15 protein-coding genes and 1 pseudogene are annotated in these 17,304 nt (G+C 40.8%); 6 read left to right on the top strand and 10 right to left on the bottom strand.

Annotated elements, in window-relative coordinates; genetic code table 11:
• Window positions 1-146 precede the first annotated feature (146 nt).
• From ABS766_RS13695 to ABS766_RS13685, 3 genes are all read left to right on the top strand, one after another.
• The gene (locus ABS766_RS13695) at window positions 147-932 is read left to right on the top strand and encodes a DUF3050 domain-containing protein (RefSeq protein ID WP_408085759.1); all 786 of its coding nucleotides are present in this window, start codon (window positions 147-149) and stop codon (window positions 930-932) included.
• A gap of 132 nt (window positions 933-1,064) precedes the next feature.
• A complete protein-coding gene (locus ABS766_RS13690; RefSeq protein WP_408085758.1) occupies window positions 1,065-3,119 on the top strand; it encodes a M43 family zinc metalloprotease in 2,055 nt (684 codons plus the stop codon).
• Window positions 3,120-3,413: 294 nt separating this feature from the next.
• Window positions 3,414-4,793 carry a T9SS type A sorting domain-containing protein gene (locus tag ABS766_RS13685; RefSeq protein WP_408085757.1) on the top strand — a complete coding sequence of 460 codons (1,380 nt, stop codon included), beginning with the start codon at window positions 3,414-3,416 and terminating at the stop codon, window positions 4,791-4,793.
• Window positions 4,794-4,898: 105 nt separating this feature from the next.
• Here ABS766_RS13685 and ABS766_RS13680 read toward each other — a convergent pair.
• The 8 genes and pseudogenes from ABS766_RS13680 to trmB form a co-directional block, all read right to left on the bottom strand.
• Window positions 4,899-5,015 (bottom strand): annotated as a pseudogene (locus tag ABS766_RS13680) (ferredoxin); the annotation flags it as partial.
• A 299-nt stretch (window positions 5,016-5,314) separates the two neighbouring features.
• Window positions 5,315-5,644: a 2Fe-2S iron-sulfur cluster-binding family protein gene (locus tag ABS766_RS13675; protein ID WP_408085810.1), complete on the bottom strand. Its 330-nt coding sequence runs from the start codon at window positions 5,642-5,644 to the stop codon at window positions 5,315-5,317.
• Window positions 5,645-5,770: 126 nt separating this feature from the next.
• A complete protein-coding gene (locus ABS766_RS13670; RefSeq protein WP_408085756.1) occupies window positions 5,771-6,823 on the bottom strand; it encodes an NAD(P)/FAD-dependent oxidoreductase in 1,053 nt (350 codons plus the stop codon).
• Between the two features lie 85 nt (window positions 6,824-6,908).
• Window positions 6,909-7,154, bottom strand: a complete 246-nt coding sequence (locus ABS766_RS13665; protein ID WP_408085755.1) for a NifU family protein — start codon at window positions 7,152-7,154, stop codon at window positions 6,909-6,911.
• A 1-nt stretch (window position 7,155) separates the two neighbouring features.
• Window positions 7,156-8,286, bottom strand: coding sequence for an Mrp/NBP35 family ATP-binding protein (locus ABS766_RS13660; protein ID WP_408085754.1), 1,131 nt, complete (start codon window positions 8,284-8,286; stop codon window positions 7,156-7,158).
• 199 nt (window positions 8,287-8,485) lie between these two features.
• Window positions 8,486-8,824, bottom strand: a complete 339-nt coding sequence (locus ABS766_RS13655) for an MGMT family protein (protein ID WP_408085753.1) — start codon at window positions 8,822-8,824, stop codon at window positions 8,486-8,488.
• Window positions 8,825-8,833: 9 nt separating this feature from the next.
• Entirely contained in the window at window positions 8,834-9,466 is a 633-nt protein-coding gene (locus ABS766_RS13650; RefSeq protein ID WP_408085752.1) for a lysine transporter LysE, read from the bottom strand.
• Between the two features lie 2 nt (window positions 9,467-9,468).
• Window positions 9,469-10,143, bottom strand: a complete 675-nt coding sequence (gene trmB / locus ABS766_RS13645) for a tRNA (guanosine(46)-N7)-methyltransferase TrmB (protein ID WP_408085809.1) — start codon at window positions 10,141-10,143, stop codon at window positions 9,469-9,471.
• 93 nt (window positions 10,144-10,236) lie between these two features.
• On the opposite strand from trmB, the gene ABS766_RS13640 reads away from it, so the two are divergent.
• Window positions 10,237-11,298 carry a glycosyltransferase gene (locus ABS766_RS13640; protein ID WP_408085751.1) on the top strand — a complete coding sequence of 354 codons (1,062 nt, stop codon included), beginning with the start codon at window positions 10,237-10,239 and terminating at the stop codon, window positions 11,296-11,298.
• Here ABS766_RS13640 and ABS766_RS13635 read toward each other — a convergent pair.
• Window positions 11,272-12,315 carry a sensor histidine kinase gene (locus ABS766_RS13635; protein ID WP_408085750.1) on the bottom strand — a complete coding sequence of 348 codons (1,044 nt, stop codon included), beginning with the start codon at window positions 12,313-12,315 and terminating at the stop codon, window positions 11,272-11,274. The two genes, ABS766_RS13640 and ABS766_RS13635, sit on opposite strands and share 27 nt — an antisense overlap.
• Complete coding sequence (locus ABS766_RS13630) at window positions 12,315-12,998, bottom strand: response regulator transcription factor (protein ID WP_408085749.1); 684 nt, start codon at window positions 12,996-12,998, stop codon at window positions 12,315-12,317. The genes ABS766_RS13635 and ABS766_RS13630 overlap by 1 nt, the downstream gene beginning before the upstream one ends.
• A 196-nt stretch (window positions 12,999-13,194) precedes the next feature.
• Between ABS766_RS13630 and ABS766_RS13625 the strand changes: the two genes are divergently transcribed.
• Together ABS766_RS13625 and ABS766_RS13620 are read left to right on the top strand one after the other, a co-directional pair.
• Complete coding sequence (locus ABS766_RS13625; protein WP_408085748.1) at window positions 13,195-15,972, top strand: TonB-dependent receptor; 2,778 nt, start codon at window positions 13,195-13,197, stop codon at window positions 15,970-15,972.
• Window positions 15,973-16,018: 46 nt separating this feature from the next.
• Window positions 16,019-17,203, top strand: coding sequence for a hypothetical protein (locus tag ABS766_RS13620; protein ID WP_408085747.1), 1,185 nt, complete (start codon window positions 16,019-16,021; stop codon window positions 17,201-17,203).
• Window positions 17,204-17,304: the final 101 nt, after the last annotated feature.

Here is a 17,304-nt window from a genome sequence, read left to right as displayed (position 1 = left end):
AGCCGCTAATAACTTAAAATTTTTATTGTTAAAAATGTAATGCTGTTATAATAATATGGCATAATTGTAGTATTGATAAAAACAATGCTATAGTTTTTATATTGCTATTACCCTTTACTAACTTTGCATAAAATAGAACAATTGTTATGGACACTGTTATAATTAACCAGAACATAGCGCCTTTAAAAGCGCAATTGCTGGATCACCCTGTGTACAATAAAGTTAAATCAGTAGATGACCTAAAGTGTTTTTTAGAGTGCCACGTGTATGCTGTTTGGGATTTTATGTCGCTGCTAAAAGCGCTGCAAACCAAACTTACATGCACTGCCACACCGTGGATGCCTGTTGGCAACCCGGAAATGCGTTACCTTATTAACGAAATTGTACTGGGCGAGGAAACCGATATTAATATAAATGGCAAAAGGCAGAGCCATTATGAAATGTACCTTGAGGCCATGGAGGCCTGCGGTGCAGATACTACAGATGTGAAGACGTTTATGCAGGATGTGATAACCACGCAAAACATTTTTGTTTCAATAAAAAACAGCACCCTGCACGAAAACATAAAAGCGTTTCTGGACTTTACCTTTAGGGTAATAGAGCAGGGTGCACCGCATGAAATTGCCGCTGCCTTTACCTTTGGGCGCGAAGATCTTATACCGGGCATGTTTACCGAGATATTGAGAAATTTTCAGGAAAACTTTCCTGATACGGATTTAGATAAGCTGGTGTATTATTTTGAAAGGCATATAGAGCTTGATGCTGATGAGCACGGGCCAATGGCCATGAAAATGATACAGGAACTGTGCGGTGATGATACTGTGAAATGGCAGGAGGCTGAAGCTGTATCTAAACTGGCCCTTGAAAAACGGATTGGGCTTTGGGATGCCATTGAAGAAAAAATTATGCACCACGATATGGCTTCGATTTAATAACAATATAGTTTTGAAACAATTAGTAAAAATTGCCTTTCCTGAGGCAATTTTTTTTGCTGTTACATGTTACAAAATCTGAAAATGTTCGACATATGGTTTGGACTAACACATTCTTTTAAATTTTAACACATGAAACACAACAAACTCTCAAAATCGTCTGCGCTGTTTTTTACAGGCCTTTTTGCCCTGGGTATGCATGCTCAGGAAAAACCCGCTAAAAAATTTGGCAGGGGTACAGAATTAATACCATGCGGCACTACTATTAACCAGCAAATGCTGGAACAAAAATATCCTGGCATTAGCAGCACCCCCAGCTTTGAAAACTGGATTGCTGGTAAAATAGCCGCAAAAAATTTACAAAAATCTAATATGGATGACCCCAACCCTATTATTACCATACCCATTGTGGTACACGTGGTACATAATGGCGACGCTGTTGGGATGAATGAAAATATTTCTGAAGCGCAGATACTATCACAAATTGAAGTGCTTAACCAGGATTACAGGCGCATGGCCAACACACCGGGTTTTAATGATAACCCCGTTGGCGCTGATATGGAAATACAGTTTTGCCTTGCCAAAAGAGCACCAGACGGGCAAAATACCACAGGTATTATACGCCACCAGATGGATGTTGCAGACGGTTGGAGCATGACGGATGCGAATGAAATACTTAAACCCCAAACACAATGGGATCCTGAACAGTACCTTAATATATGGGTAGTAGACTGGGTTTATGTTGAGGTATTTGGCTTTAAGACTGAACTGGCCGGTTTTTCAACATTCCCGATGGAATCTGGCCTTGGCGGGCTTGATGACCCTAACTTACCTGATACCCAAACCGTGCCTAACCAGGATGGCGTGGTGTTAGGGCACCGCTACTTTGGGTCGCGGGCAATTTTTCCCGAAGGTACTTATGACGAAATAGGCGGCAGGGACAAGGGAAGGTCTGCCTCGCATGAAATTGGCCATTATTTAGGCTTACGCCATATATGGGGCGATGGTGGCTGTGATGTAGATGATTATTGCGAAGATACACCTGTTGCAGCCGGGGCAAACCAAAATTGTACCCCGGTAGATTCCTGCCCGGACAGTGAAGGTGCCGACATGATTGAAAATTATATGGATTATACCCCGGATGCCTGTATGAACATTTTTACACAGGACCAAAAAGCGCGTATGGCGGCAGTACTTGCCAACTCGCCCCGCAGGGTAAGCCTGGCTACTTCTAACGCGTGCAGCCCGGCCCAGGTTTTTGATAATGACGGTTCTCTTTATATTAACGGGTTAAACATGGTAAATTGTTCTAACACTTTTACCCCGGAACTAAAAATTACCAACAGCGGTAATAATATACTTACATCAGCAACAATAACCTATACTTTAAATAACGGCGAACCAACCGAAATTAACTGGACCGGCAACCTGGGCCAGGATGATAGCGATGTTATTACATTACCGCTAATGGCACTACCAAGCGGTGCCTATACTTTTACAGCTGATATTATTACCGTTAATGGTGGAGAAGATGCCTATGCCGAAAACGACCTTAAAACAGCCGGCTTTAAAATAATAGCTAATTCACAAACCGAAGAGGTAACCGTAACCATACAAACCGACTCTTATGGTTCTGAAACTATATGGGGCATTATGGACAGTGACCAGCAAATTATTACTACCGGCGGCCCATATAATGATAGCGAGATTGAAGGCGAAACAGGTGAGCTGGTTACTCAGATAGTGCCTCTTGAAAGCGGCCAGTGTTATACCTTCTTTATATATGACATACTTTCTGACGGTATGTGCTGCGAATATGGCGAAGGATATTATACTGTTTCTGATGCAAATGGCAATGTATTTATAAGCGGTGGTGAATTTGGCCAGTATGAAACCGCAACTTTTGGGGTTGATATTACTATGGGTACCAATACCCCTGCCGTTACTGCTACCGGTATAAAACTATACCCTAACCCTGCCAGCAACCTTATTACGGTTGATATATCTAAAAACGTGGCGCTTCCACAAGGTTATACTATATATAACAACCTTGGCCAGGTAATGGATAAAGGTGGTGTAACAGCATACAACCAGCAGATAGACATATCTTCATACAGCAATGGCGTTTACTTTATAAACTTTGCAACCGCTACAGGAACTAAAACTTTACAGTTTATAAAATATTAAAATTCAAATAGTTTTATAAATAAAGCCCGGCTAAACCGGGCTTTATTTTTACCCTGTAACTATATTTTTTTACTGAAGCATTAACTGACATGCGTAAAAAATCAGTGTAAATGAAAAATGCCATAGGTAAATTACTGGCTGTTTATCTATATTTTTAAGCATTCTGCCTGTTTTTTATTTGTAATATATAGCTGCTAATTAATTTTAATGCGAAATATTTAACGTAATAAGTTTTTGTCTTATGTTGTATTTGAATATCTTGCGTAACTTTTTAAAGATTTTTTAACACTACAAATGAAAAGAATTATATTTAAATCTATTACCCTGGCAGTTTTACTGTTATTAGGCGCAGCTAATACGTATGCGCAGCAGGCACGGGTTTTTGGCCGCGTTGCCGATGTGAACCCTGAAAACGGAATAATTCGTTGTGCCACTAACCAATACGAAGAATACCTTCAGGAAAAATATCCTAAACGTGAAACAAGGGAGGAGTTTGAAGTTTGGCTACAGGATAAAATACAAAAGCGCAGAGGGCAAAAGCTTAACGGGCAGTCTGACGATGGTGTATATGTAATACCGGTAGTGGTGCACGTAATACATGACGGTGACCCTGTTGGGGTAAATGAAAACATTTCTGATGCACAGGTAATGGCGCAAATTGAAGTGCTTAACCAGGACTACAGGCGTGCCTTTGGTACTCCCGGATACAATAATAATGTTGTAGGCGCTGATATTGGTATTGAATTTTGCCTGGCACAGGTAGACCCTTATGGCGACCCTACCAATGGAATTGACAGGGTAAACCTTGAAGAAGCCATATGGCCAAACGAGGAAATTATTGACTCTCAGGTTAAGCCCGATACACAGTGGAACCCTAACCAGTATTTTAATATATGGGTAGTTAACTTTGGAAACAATTCTCAATTACTGGGTTATGCGCAATTTCCTAACTCTTCTAACCTGAATGATTTACCTAATTATATGGGCCCTGCCAGTACCGATGGTGTTGTTATAGGCTATAAATATTTTGGTTCTTCAAGCTTAGCAGGAGGTAATTATGCAGCCCCTTTTGACAAAGGAAGAACTGCTACTCACGAAATTGGCCACTGTTTTGGGCTTTACCACACTTGGGGTAACAGTAATACTAGTAACTGTAATGTAAATGCTGCAGATTCTTTTAAAGATTACTGCCCAGACACACCGGTATCGGCTGAGGCAAATTACGGGTGTAGCCCTAATGACTCCTGCCCGTTATCCCTGGGTAGTGATATGATTCAGAACTATATGGATTACACGAATGATGCCTGTATGAATATTTTTACACAGGATCAGAAAGAAAGGATACTAACGGTATTACAGTATGCTCAGAGAAGGGCTTCGTTACTAAATTCAAATGTATGCCAGCCAGTAGCCGGAAGGGAAGATTTTGAACTACTTAACGGTATAAATGTATACCCTAACCCTGCACAGGATTTATTAAATATTTCTGTAAGTAACGGCGAACTACCTGATAGTTATGTTATTTATAACAGCCTTGGGCAGGTAATGGCTAATGTTAAGGTAGAAACTACCTCTAACCTTGGTGTAAATACTGCCTCATACAGCAATGGGCTTTACTTTATCAAAATAAGCAAAGGCAGCCAGACAAAAACTATTAAGTTTATCAAAAACTAAGTATAGTTTTTACTCATAAACAAAAGCGCGGGAACTATTTCCCGCGCTTTTGTTTTATATAGATATATAGCTCCTGCTTTACCGTTGCCGGCTACTACATTATTTTTATTCTTCAGGAGCTAATTCTATTTCAAGCCCATTTAGTTCATCTGTAACAGGTATCTGGCAAAACAGACGGCTGTTGGGTTTTACGTTAAACGCTTCAGCCATCATAGCATCTTCCCCAAGCTAGCGCGAGCGTCACGCTCGTGCCTAGTTTAAATCTTAATATATAAAATGTATTACTTTTTTAGAATTTGCGAGAGTCTCCCCAGCAGAATATTAATCTTTTAGCACGAGCGTGACGCTCGTGCCGAGTTTAAATCTTAATATATAAAATGTATTACTTTTTTTAGAATTTGCGAGAGTCTCCCCAGCAGAATATTAATCTTTTAGCACGAGCGTGACGCTCGCGCCAGCGGTGATAAAGCAGTATTTCTTAACCCTACTAAAAATAAATCCCGCTGACTGCGGGATTTATTTTATTCTTCCGGGGCTAATTCTAATTTCAGCTCGTTCAGTTCTTCGGTAATGGGTATCTGGCAGCCCAGGCGGCTGTTGGGCTTTACGTTAAATGCCTCAGCCAGCATGGCATCTTCATCCGGGCCCATTTCAGGCAGTGGTACCTCATTTAAAATGTAGCACTGGCACGAGGCACACATGGCCATACCCCCGCAGATACCAATGGTACCTTCGGGCACCAACTCATAAGCGCGTACCACCTCCATTATGTTCATCGCCATATCGGTTGGCGCCTGCACGGTATGGGCTACTCCCTCCCTATCCGTTATATGTAATGTTATCTCACTCATTTTCTTGTCAAAAGTCATAACGTCAAAAGTCATAAAGCAGCTTCACTCATGTCAAAACATCTAACCATTTAGTTATTATTCCCTTTCGACTTTATGACCTTCAGCTTTATGAGACTATTTAAGATTCTATTCAATCGCCTTTACCACTTGTTTTTCGGCTTCTTTACGGGTACCGTCAAAACCGTCTACACCACTCACGGTAGTGTATTTCAGCACATATTTTTTTCCGGGGTTTAGCCTGCTGTATACGCTCTGGCACATAAGCGTAGCCTCATGGAAACCACACAATATCAGCTTTAATTTACCGGGATAGGTATTGATATCGCCAATGGCATAAATACCCTCTATATTAGTCTGGTAATCCAGCGCATTGTTTACTTTAATAGCATTCTTTTCAATTTCAAGGCCCCAATTGGCAATTGGCCCAAGTTTTGGTGTAAGCCCGAAAAGCGGGATGAAATAATCGGTTTCAAAAACTGATTTTTCACCTTCCCTGTCAATTTCAAGCGCTTCTACCTTACCATTACCCAATACATTGGTTACCTCGGCAGGGGTAATAAGGTTTATTTTGCCCTGGTGTTTTAGCTCCTGCACTTTCTCTACACTATCCAGCGCCCCACGGAACTCATTACGCCTGTGTACCAGTGTTACCTCTTTGGCCACATCAGCAAGGAAAATGCTCCAGTCCAGCGCAGAGTCGCCACCACCGGCAATTACAATACGCTTGTCTCTAAACTGCTCCGGATTTTTTACAAAATATTCCACACCATTTTCTTCGTAGGCTTCAATATTGGGCAACTGTGGTTTACGGGGTTCAAAACTACCTAACCCTCCGGCTATGGCTACGGCTTTGGCATGGTGTTTTGTACCTTTATTGGTAGTAACTATAAAGGTGCCATCATCCAGCTTATCAATAGTTTCTGCCTTTTCATTAAGCGTAAAGCCCGGCTGAAACTGCTTGATCTGATCCATAAGGTTTGTTACCAGGTCGCCCGCCAGCACCGATGGAAACCCGGGAATATCAAAAATGGGTTTTTTAGGGTATAGCTCTGTAAGCTGTCCGCCCGGTTGCGGCAGTGCATCAATAATATGGCATTTAAGTTTTAAAAGGCCGGCTTCAAATACGGCAAAGAGCCCTGTGGGCCCTGCTCCTATAATTAAAATATCTGTAGTAATCATGCAAAAAGGATAAAGTTAAAGCAATACGGTACCGCAAGTTGCAACGTAATGCTTTATTAAATTATGATTTATATCATGCTAGCAATTACACGGCAACGTTAGTTACCGTTTCTATTTGCGGTGCATATTTTTTAATGGTGGTTTCTACCCCGGCGCGCAGTGTCATCTGGTTTACGCTGCAACCCACGCAGGCACCCTCCAGGCGTACCTTTACATGTTTATCATCTTCTATATCAATAAGCGTGATGTTACCACCGTCTGACTCCAGAAACGGGCGTATTTCATCAAGGGCCTTCTCCACATTTAATTTAAGTTCGTCTGTTGTAACCATGTTATTTCTTTTTAACAGCTGAACATCCAGCCATGGTAGTTATTTTTATAGCTTCAGTAGGTGGCAGGTTATCATTACGGTTTACCGTTTCCTGCACTACGTTGCGCGCCAACTCTTCAAACGAAGCCTCTAATGGCGTAGCTGTCTGCAATGCTGCCGGGCGGCCGTAGTCTCCGGCTTCGCGTATGCTTTGCACTATAGGCACCTCGCCAAGAAAAGGTACATCAAGGTCTTCGGCCAGGTTTTTAGCGCCCTCTTTGCCAAAGATGTAATATTTATTATCCGGTAATTCTTCCGGTGTAAAATACGCCATATTTTCTATAATTCCCAGTACGGGTACGTTTATAGACTCCTGGCGGAACATGGCCACACCCTTTTTGGCATCGGCCAATGCTACAGCCTGCGGTGTACTTACTACTACCGCCCCGGTTATAGGTAATGACTGCATAATGCTCAGGTGGATATCTCCGGTTCCCGGAGGTAGGTCCAGCAATAAAAAGTCAAGCTCACCCCAGTCGGCATCCCATATCATCTGGTTTAATGCCTTACCTGCCATTGGCCCACGCCATATTACGGCTTGCTCCGGTGAGGTAAAAAACCCGATAGATAATATTTCAACACCATAACTGGTTATCGGTTTCATTTTGCTTTTGCCATCAACCATAACCGATATTGGCCTTTCGCGCTCTACATCAAACATTATAGGCATAGATGGCCCGTATATATCGGCATCCAGTACGCCTACTTTAAAGCCCATTTTGGCCAGTGTTACCGCGAGGTTTGCCGTAATGGTAGATTTACCCACGCCACCTTTGCCAGAGGCTACTGCAATAATATTACTTACGCCGGGCATTTGCTTGCCTTTTATCTCCGGTTTTTCGGGGGCTTCAACCCTTACATTTACTTTTACTTTGGCTTGTGCCGATACTTTCTCGTGGATGGTTTTTACTATATCTGCCTCTGCCCTTTTGCGTATGTGCATGGCAGGGGTGGCAAGTACAAGTTCTACCACAGCTTCGTCTCCAAAAGTAAGTACATTGCGTACTGCGCCGCTTTCTACCATATTCTGGCCTTCTCCGGCAAGGGTTATGGTTTCAAGCGCTTTTAATATTTCTTTTCTGTCTAACTTCATAATATAAAAAATGCTAACAGCCTCTTATTAAGACTGGTTTCAAATTGCAAAGATAGGGTGAAAAGTTTATTTACCGAAGTTTTACACCGAGAGGTTTTCTTAGGAAATGCCTAATGTTTTAATGGGGCATTACAAAGGTGTGAAAGACCCTGGCGGCAGGTGTGAAAGAAAAAAATAAATACGATTGATAATCAATATCTTATCTTTTCAGTAATTCCACAGCCGGATCCCAGAAATGTGCAGAAAAGTGAACGATTTTGTTGTTTTTTACTTCAATACCTTCGCTTTCTAAAAGCTGTTGCATAAGGTTGGTACCCTCAAAATGATGTTTTCCGGTAAGCAACCCCTGGCGGTTTACTACCCGGTGTGCGGGTACATCTTCCTGCCCGTGGCTGGCATTCATGGCCCAGCCTACCATACGCGCCGAACGTGCCGCACCAAGATATTGGGCTACAGCTCCATAGCTGGTTACACGGCCATAAGGCACCTGCCGTACCACCGCATATACTTTTTCAAAAAAGCTTTGGCTATCACTCATAACACAGGTTTAGTTCCCCCATATGCGAAGAATTGTGAGCACCACTATTAATGCCGTAATACTACCTATAAAGTAATTAGAATTCCGCAAAAAGAAAGCTGCCTTATCTTCAAACCTCCTGAAAAACAATACATAAACATAAAAACTTGCAAATGCCCCAATCATAGCCCCGGATACATATAAAAAGATATACAGGGTATCAAAATTAAAATAATCTGCCTGCGAAAGCCAGATGCTTATGGCCACATAAAATGGTATGGGAAACAAATTTAATGCTGAGAGCATAACACCAAGGAAGAAATTACCAGTACCTGACCTGGTATTAACAATTTCTGAATCAGGGTTTTGCTTTGGTTTTTTAGCAATAAAAAAAAAGAATACTGAAAGTAAGGCAAAAATAACGATTCCGGCTTCCTGCAATATGTAAATAATATCCGGCCTGCTAAAAATAAATTTTGCAAATGATACTGCTATAAAAGCCTGTACAAACACAGTACAGGCAGCGCCTACAGAAAATATGACCGCATTGCTCCTACCCTCTTTTAAACATATTTTTGCAGCTGTAATATTAAGCAGGCCAGGCATTAAAGTAGTAAGAAAAGAAGACAAAAAGCCGAATACAACAGGTAGGATTATATACATATTTATTTTATTTTGAACCTGATATACGTAATGGGCTTTCCCTTATCCAAATACTGCTGTTCATAAAATGTTTGTATGCCGGTTACCTCTTTCGGGGCGCCTTCATTGCGGTATACATCATGGTTGGCATACAGTACATCATGGCCTGCACCGTGCAACAGCCCAAGGGTATAGCCATGCATAAACTCACTGTCCGTTTTAAGGTTCACCACACCATCCTGTGTTAATATTTTTTTATAACGCTGCAAAAATTCAGCATTGGTTAAGCGGTGTTTTGTGCGCTTGTATTTTATCTGGGGGTCTGGAAAAGTAATCCATATTTCGCTCACCTCGCCTTCGGCAAAATACTGTTCAAGCAGCTCTATCTGTGTGCGCAAAAAAGCCACATTGGGCAGCCCCTGTTCGGTAGCAGTTTTTGCGCCACGCCACAGCCGTGCGCCTTTTATATCTATACCTATAAAATTTACTTCTGGGTAGTGGGTAGCAAGCCCAACTGTATACTCGCCTTTTCCGCAGCCCAGCTCCAGCACAATCGGTTTGCTGTTTTTAAAAAAATCGCTGTTCCATTTACCTTTCAGTTCAAAATTGCCTGCCAGGGCTTCTTCCCTTTCAGGTTGTATAACATTATTAAATGTCTCGTTTTCTTTAAATCTTTTAAGTTTATTCTTGCTTCCCACGCTTAAATTTAAATTTTTGGTAAAATTAGGGAAATATACTTTATGGGAAATAACTTTAGATTGCATAATTAATCTTTTAAACAAACTATTGTTTTGCAATCAACTAAAAAAATTCTGATTGCCCCGTTAAACTGGGGATTAGGACATGCTACACGCTGCATACCTATTATTGAGGCATTAGAAAATCACGGCTTTGAACCCGTGCTGGCTTCAGATGGAACAGCCCTGGCATTACTCAGGAAAGAATTTCCTAACCTTACTGCAATAGAGTTACCCTCCTATAACATTGAGTATGCCAAAAACGGCTCATTTTTTAAAATGAAGCTGCTATCGCAAATGCCCAATATGTTTAAGGCGGTAATGAAGGAAAGGGAACTGGTAGAAAAAATTGTTGCAGAACATAATATAGCCGGAATTATATCTGACAACCGCCTGGGTGCTTACAGCAAAAAAGTACCCTCGGTTTTTATTACCCACCAGCTTAATGTATTAACAGGAAATACCACCTGGTTTACCAGCAAGGTGCACCAGATGTTTATAAAAAAATACTGCGAATGCTGGGTGCCTGATGTAGCCTCCAGTTTTAACCTTTCGGGTAAGCTGGGACATATTGAAAACGAAAAGCTTAAAGTAAAATACATAGGCCCACTTAGCCGCCTGCATAAAAAACCTGCCGAAAAGAAATATGACCTTATGGCCATACTTAGCGGGCCGGAACCGCAACGTACCATGCTGGAAGAAAAGCTGGACCGCGAATTGCCAAATTATAACGGCAATGTGTTGTTTATAAAAGGTAAAGTTGAGCCGGAAGAAAAAATAACCGTAAATAATAATGTTACCATCTATAACTTTATGAGTACCGCCACCTTGGAGCAGGCTTTTAACGAAAGCGACCGGGTGCTTTGCCGCTCTGGCTATACTACTATTATGGATTTGGCACAACTGGGCAAAAAAGCTTTTTTTATACCTACCCCGGGGCAGTATGAGCAGGAATATTTAGCGCAAAAGCTCAAAAAATCGGGCATGGTGCCCTTTTCTAAACAAAACAGTTTTAAGATAGAAGATTTAAATAAAATAGACCTGTATAAGGGGCTAAAACATATAGGCACCCCCCTGCGTTGGAAAGATTTATTTTGTCTTTTCGAGGGTAAATGAAAACTCTGAACCCTGCCCAACTTCGCTCACCACATAAATTTTTTCTTCATGGGCTTCTATAATATGTTTTACTATAGAAAGGCCGAGCCCTGAGCCGCCTTCGGAGCGGGAACCACTTTTATTTACCCGGTAAAAGCGCTCAAACAGGCGGGGTATGTGTTTTTGGTCTATACCCTCACCATTATCTTTTACCCGCACAATAACTTTATTATTTACAAGGTCTTCAATAGCTACCTCTGTAGTACCGTTTTCTTTACCGTATTTAATAGAATTTACCACAAGGTTGGTAACCACCTGCTGAATTTTTTCCTGGTCGGCATATACCATTATCGGTTTTATATACTTCATGTCAAACATAAGTATAATACCTTTTTTATCGGCCTTCATCTCTACCATGTCAAAAACATTCTGCACCAGTTCTACAATATTAAACCGCACAAAATTCAGGTTTTGGTCGCCTGATTCCAGTTTGGTTATCATGTCAAGGTCCTGCACTATATATATAAGCCGCTCCACGCCTTTTTCAGCACGCTGCAGGTATTTTTTGCGCAGTGTTTTATCGTTCATGGCACCATCAAGCAGGGTAAGCAGGTAGCCCTGTACGGTAAACAGCGGGGTTTTTAATTCGTGGGATACATTGCCAAGAAATTCCCTGCGGTATTCTTCACGCACCTTCAGGGTTTCAATTTCAATTTTTTTGTCTCGGGCAAACTTTTCAAGCTCGCGGGTAAGGGTAGCCATATCTGTAGTAATGGCCTTATTGCGAAGGCTGCTGGATTCCAGCAACGATATGTCATCGTATATTTTTTTTACCCGCCGGTATATAAACCGCTCTACACGGTATTGCAATAAAAAAAAGGCAAACACAAAATGTATAAAGCCAAAACAAAATACAATAGCAACCGAAAAATCAGATATAGCAAGCAGTAGCCCCGCAAGGAGCAACGTAGAAAATACTGTAATTATAGTTGCCGATTTTACGGCAAACTTGTAAGATTTCTTTAATTTTAACGTCACTAAACCTCCAGCTTGTAGCCTACCCCTTTTATCGTTTTAAATAATTCGTCTCCTATTTTTTCGCGCAGTTTCCTAATGTGTACATCTATGGTCCTGCCCCCTACTACTACCTCATTACCCCATACTTTATCAAGAATTTCTTCCCTTTTAAATACTTTTCCGGGTTTAGAAGCCAGTAGATAAAACAATTCAAACTCTTTGCGGGGTAAAATAATTTCACGCTCATCCATTATTATTTTATACTCCTCGCGGTTAATCTCTATATTACCTACTCTTAATACATCCTCTTTACTGTCATCATCCTTAAGCCTTCTTAGCAGGGCTTTTACTTTGCTTACCAGTAATTTAGGCTTTATAGGCTTGGCTATATAATCATCAGCGCCTGCATCAAAACCTGCTACCTGAGAGTAATCTTCGCTTCTTGCGGTTAAAAAGGTAATAATTACATTACTAAGCTCCGGTAATTTCCTAATGTTTTCTACTGCCTCCATGCCGTCCATTTCGGGCATCATCACATCCATTATAATAAGGTGTGGCAGTTCTTTTTTGGCTTTGGTTATCGCCTCTTTTCCATTGGTGGCCGTAATCACCTGGTAGCCTTCCTGAGAGAGATTGTATCCTACAATTTCTAAAATATCCTGTTCATCATCAACCAATAATATTTTGATGTCTTTTTTTTTCATCTGTGAGGACATTTACAAGTACGTTGTTGTTAATTCGGCACCAAAGGTAAAGATAATACAAAAACACTTTAGCCTGTTAACTGTTATTTAATATGTTAACAATTTAATAATAAACCGCAAAGACAAACCTAACGTTTAAGTAACATTAGATTTGTCTACCATGGGTTTCTTTGCTGAAAATTACAACAACACGAGAATGAAACTTAAATTTTTAGCTATCACGTTCTTTTTCATAGCGTTAGGTTATTCCCAGGACACGGGGGTAATAACCGGTACCGTTACAGATAAAGACATGAACAATGAAACCTTACCGTTTGCCAGCGTTGCCATAAAAGGCACAAGCATTGGCACTAATACGGATGACAACGGAAAGTACTCCCTTAAAGTACCGGCAGGTAACCACACCCTTGTTTTTGCCTTTTTAGGATATGAAACCATAGAGGTACCGGTAAGCGTTAAAGCCGGCGAAACAAAAACAATAAACAAGGTTATGTCTTCCAGCAGCGTACTGTTAGAAGATGTAATTATTGAAACTGTTGTAAACAGGGAGAAAGAATCGGCGTTATTACTGGAGCAGAAAAATGCTGTTGAAATGAAACAGGCCATTGGTGCACAAGAACTTAGCCGTAAAGGTGTAGGTGATGCCGCTGCCGCAGTAGTTAAAACTAGCGGTGTAACAAAACAGGAAGGCGTTAACAACGTATTTGTGCGCGGACTTGGAGACCGTTACAACTCTACTACCTTAAACGGGTTGCCTTTACCCTCTGAAGATCCTGTGTATAAAAACATTTCGTTAGACTTCTTTTCTACTAAAATTATAAAAAACATTAACATCAATAAAACCTTTTCAGCAGACCTGTATGGTGATGTTGCCGGGGCTAATATTGATATATCGTCTAAAGAGCTTGAAAAAAACAGCTATTTTTCGGTAGCTGCCGGGGCGGGTATAAACACAAACGTTATGGATGCTACCTTTTTAGTGGCAGACGGTGCTTATAATTACTTCGGTTTTCTTGAAAACGGTAAAGATGTACCTGTAAATAACCTTACAGACTATAGCTTTAAAACCAGCTTTAAGCCGGTTGAAAAAAGTACACCTATAAACTCTAACTTTAATATACTGGGCGGTAAAAAGCTTGAGCTGGCCAACGGCAATACACTATCACTATTTGGGGTGGTGCTAAACAACAACTACTTTCAGTATAAAGAAGGCCATGTACGCCAGATAAGTAATTCAGGTGGTTTCCGCCAGGACCTGGATTTTAAAAGCTCTGAGTACAAAGCGTCACAGGCATTGTTAGGTAACGTAAAGTATAAGTTTGACAAAGGTAGTATTGGTTACAACACCCTTTACATACATGACAACAACCAGTCGGTAGGAGATTATAATGGTTACTCTACAAATGTTAACGACAATAACGAGGCAACAAACTCAATAATACGCCGCCAGCAGTTAAATAACAACAACCTTTTTGTAAACCAGCTGGTTGCTGATTATAAATTTACCGATAAAATAAGCGCTAACGGAGGTGTTTCGTATAACATGATGCGTGGCTCTGAGCCGGACAGGAGGACAAACTCTTACGATTATGATTATAACGGCAATGAAGGCCACCTGGTAGCCAGTAACTCCGCAGGGCTTAACAACCGTTTTTTCTCTACGCTTGACGAAGATGATATCACTGGTAGGCTTGAAGGTAATTATACCCTGAATCCGGAAGAAAACCTTTTAAAAATAGTAAAAGTAGGTGTAAATGTGCGCCATACCGAGAGGACATTTAACTTCTCGCAAATAAACTATGATGTAAGAAAACCTATACCTATTGATATTAACAACCCCGACTCTTTCTTTAACCAGGCAAACCTAACTCTTGGTAAAGCAAATGACGGATTTGATTTTGTAACACACAGAGGAAGGCTTGCCGATGCTTTTGACCCGTTCTATTATGAAGCATCGCGTGATATCTATGCTGCATACGGACTTATAATATATCCTTTTAACGAAAAAATTACTGCCCAGCTTGGGGTACGCTTTGAAGATTTTGAACAGACTATTGATTGGGATACCAACCTATCGAGCAGTGTGAACAACCTTACTATAGACCCTTCAAACATAAAGAAGACGTATGTATTGCCAAGTGCAACATTAAAATACTCTTTAAACGAAGCCCACACCATTCGTTTTGCAGCAAGCGAAACCTATACCATGCCTCAGTTTAAAGAAACAGCGCCTTTCTTATATGAATCAGTAAACTATTCTGAGTTTGGTAACCCATACCTTGTGCCTTCAACCGATTATAATATTGACCTGAAGTACGACTGGTATTTTACAAGCAAAGAAATTGTATCTATAGGCGCTCTGTATAAATACATACAGGACCCAATAAGCCGTATACGTGTAAACTCTGCTGCTAACGATTATTCTTATGTAAATACAGACCACGCTTTTGTTGCGGGTATAGAAGCCGAACTACGCAAAAACATTTACAGCGTAGAAAGCGATAACAGGACCAATGAGTTTACTTTTGGGCTTAATGCCTCATACCTCTATACAGAGCAGGTACAAAATGATACCGATAAAGATAATCTTACCGTACTGTTTACACACGATAAAGGTAAAATGCAGGGTGCCGCGCCATGGCTGGTAAACTCAGATTTAAGCTACACGGCCAAAAATGATACAACAGAGCTTACCTCTACATTAGTATTTAACTATTTCTACGATAAAGTTTACTCTGTAGGAACAGGGGGTAACGAAAATATAGTAGAAAAGAGCGTACCTACCCTTGACTTTATAAACAAATTTGAATTCTTAAACAAAAACCTTCAGTTAAGCCTTTCTGTAAACAATATACTTGATCCTAAATTCAGGTTAACCCAGGATATTAACCCTGGCGGCAACCGCGAAGAAGCAACAGTAAGTACTTATAAAAAAGGTATGTTCTTCTCTGTAGGCGTAAACTGGACCCTTTAATAAAAACTATATATAACTTAATTATTTAACTCTTAAACTTAAATTCATGAACACAATCAAAAAAGTTTTAATGCTTTCTGTTATTGCCGGCTTATTTGCAGCCTGTAATGATGATGACTCAAAAGACAATGGCGGTAACGACGGCCAGAAAAATGGTGTTATCACATCTCTTGATGACCCGGATTATGATGCTAACGATCTTAAAGGTGCTATAGGTGCAGATATTGAATTGCCTGCCGGAGAGTATACGCTAACAGGTGGTTTAATTGTAAGGCCTCCTTACACACTAACACTTAACCCTGGCACTAAAATTAAAGCTGCTGCTGGTGGTACAAATGTATATGTAATTGTTGAGCAAGGTGCTAAACTTGATGCACAGGGTACTGCTGGTGCTCCTATCGTGTTTACTTCAAATGCTTCTTCTCCTGTAGCTGGAGACTGGGGTGGTGTTATCCTTTGTGGTTACGCTCCTATCAGCGGTGGTGGTTCTGCTGTAACTGAAGTTGTTGACCATTTTTACGGTGGTGATGATGCTAACGATAGCTCAGGTAAACTTTCTCACGTAGAAATCAGGTATTCTGGTGCACGTATCAACGGTGAAAAAGAATTTAACGGCCTTACACTTTACGGCGTAGGTAAAGGTACTACTATCAGCGACATTGCTATTTATGATGGTGATGATGATACTATTGAGTTTTTTGGTGGTAACGTAAATGTTACAAATCTCCTTTGTGTTAACGCTAAAGATGATTTAGTTGACTGGACACAAGGTTATAAAGGAACCATAACTAATGTATACGCTATCAGGAAAGCGGGTTATACTGATACTTCTTCAGACCCAAGGGGTATTGAAGCTGATGGTAACCTTGACGGTCTGTACCCTGACCAAACTGGCCAGTCTAGCCCTACTATTACCGGTATGACTATAGTAAACAATGCAGACGCAGTATTCTCTGATGTATTCAAAATCCGTAGGGGTAGCAGTGTTACACTTACAAACGCATTAGTAAAATGGGGTAGCAATGCTCCTGCTCCTGAAGATTTTGTAGACTGTACTGACAGTGCTGGTGATGCTAATGGAAGTGCTACTCTAACAGTTGTAGCTTCAGGTGCTAACCTTGACATTAATGACAACAAAGCAGGTGCTAACAACGCTACAATTAATGTTACAGAAGGTAGTACAGGTGGTGCTGATACTTCAGCATTCAGCTGGACAGGCTTTAGCTTCTAGTCTACTGAAACATAAATAAATTTGGGGGCTGTCTCAAAAGTGAGTCAGCCCTATTTTTTTTAAACAAATAAGGGAGCCCGCGGGTTCCCTTTATTCTGCAA

The sequence above is a fragment of the Flavobacterium rhizosphaerae genome, assembly GCF_046000445.1.
GTDB lineage: Bacteria > Bacteroidota > Bacteroidia > Flavobacteriales > Flavobacteriaceae > Flavobacterium > Flavobacterium rhizosphaerae.
The sequence above is the reverse complement of the archived record's forward strand: the minus strand, read 5'-3'. Positions and strand labels throughout refer to the sequence as shown.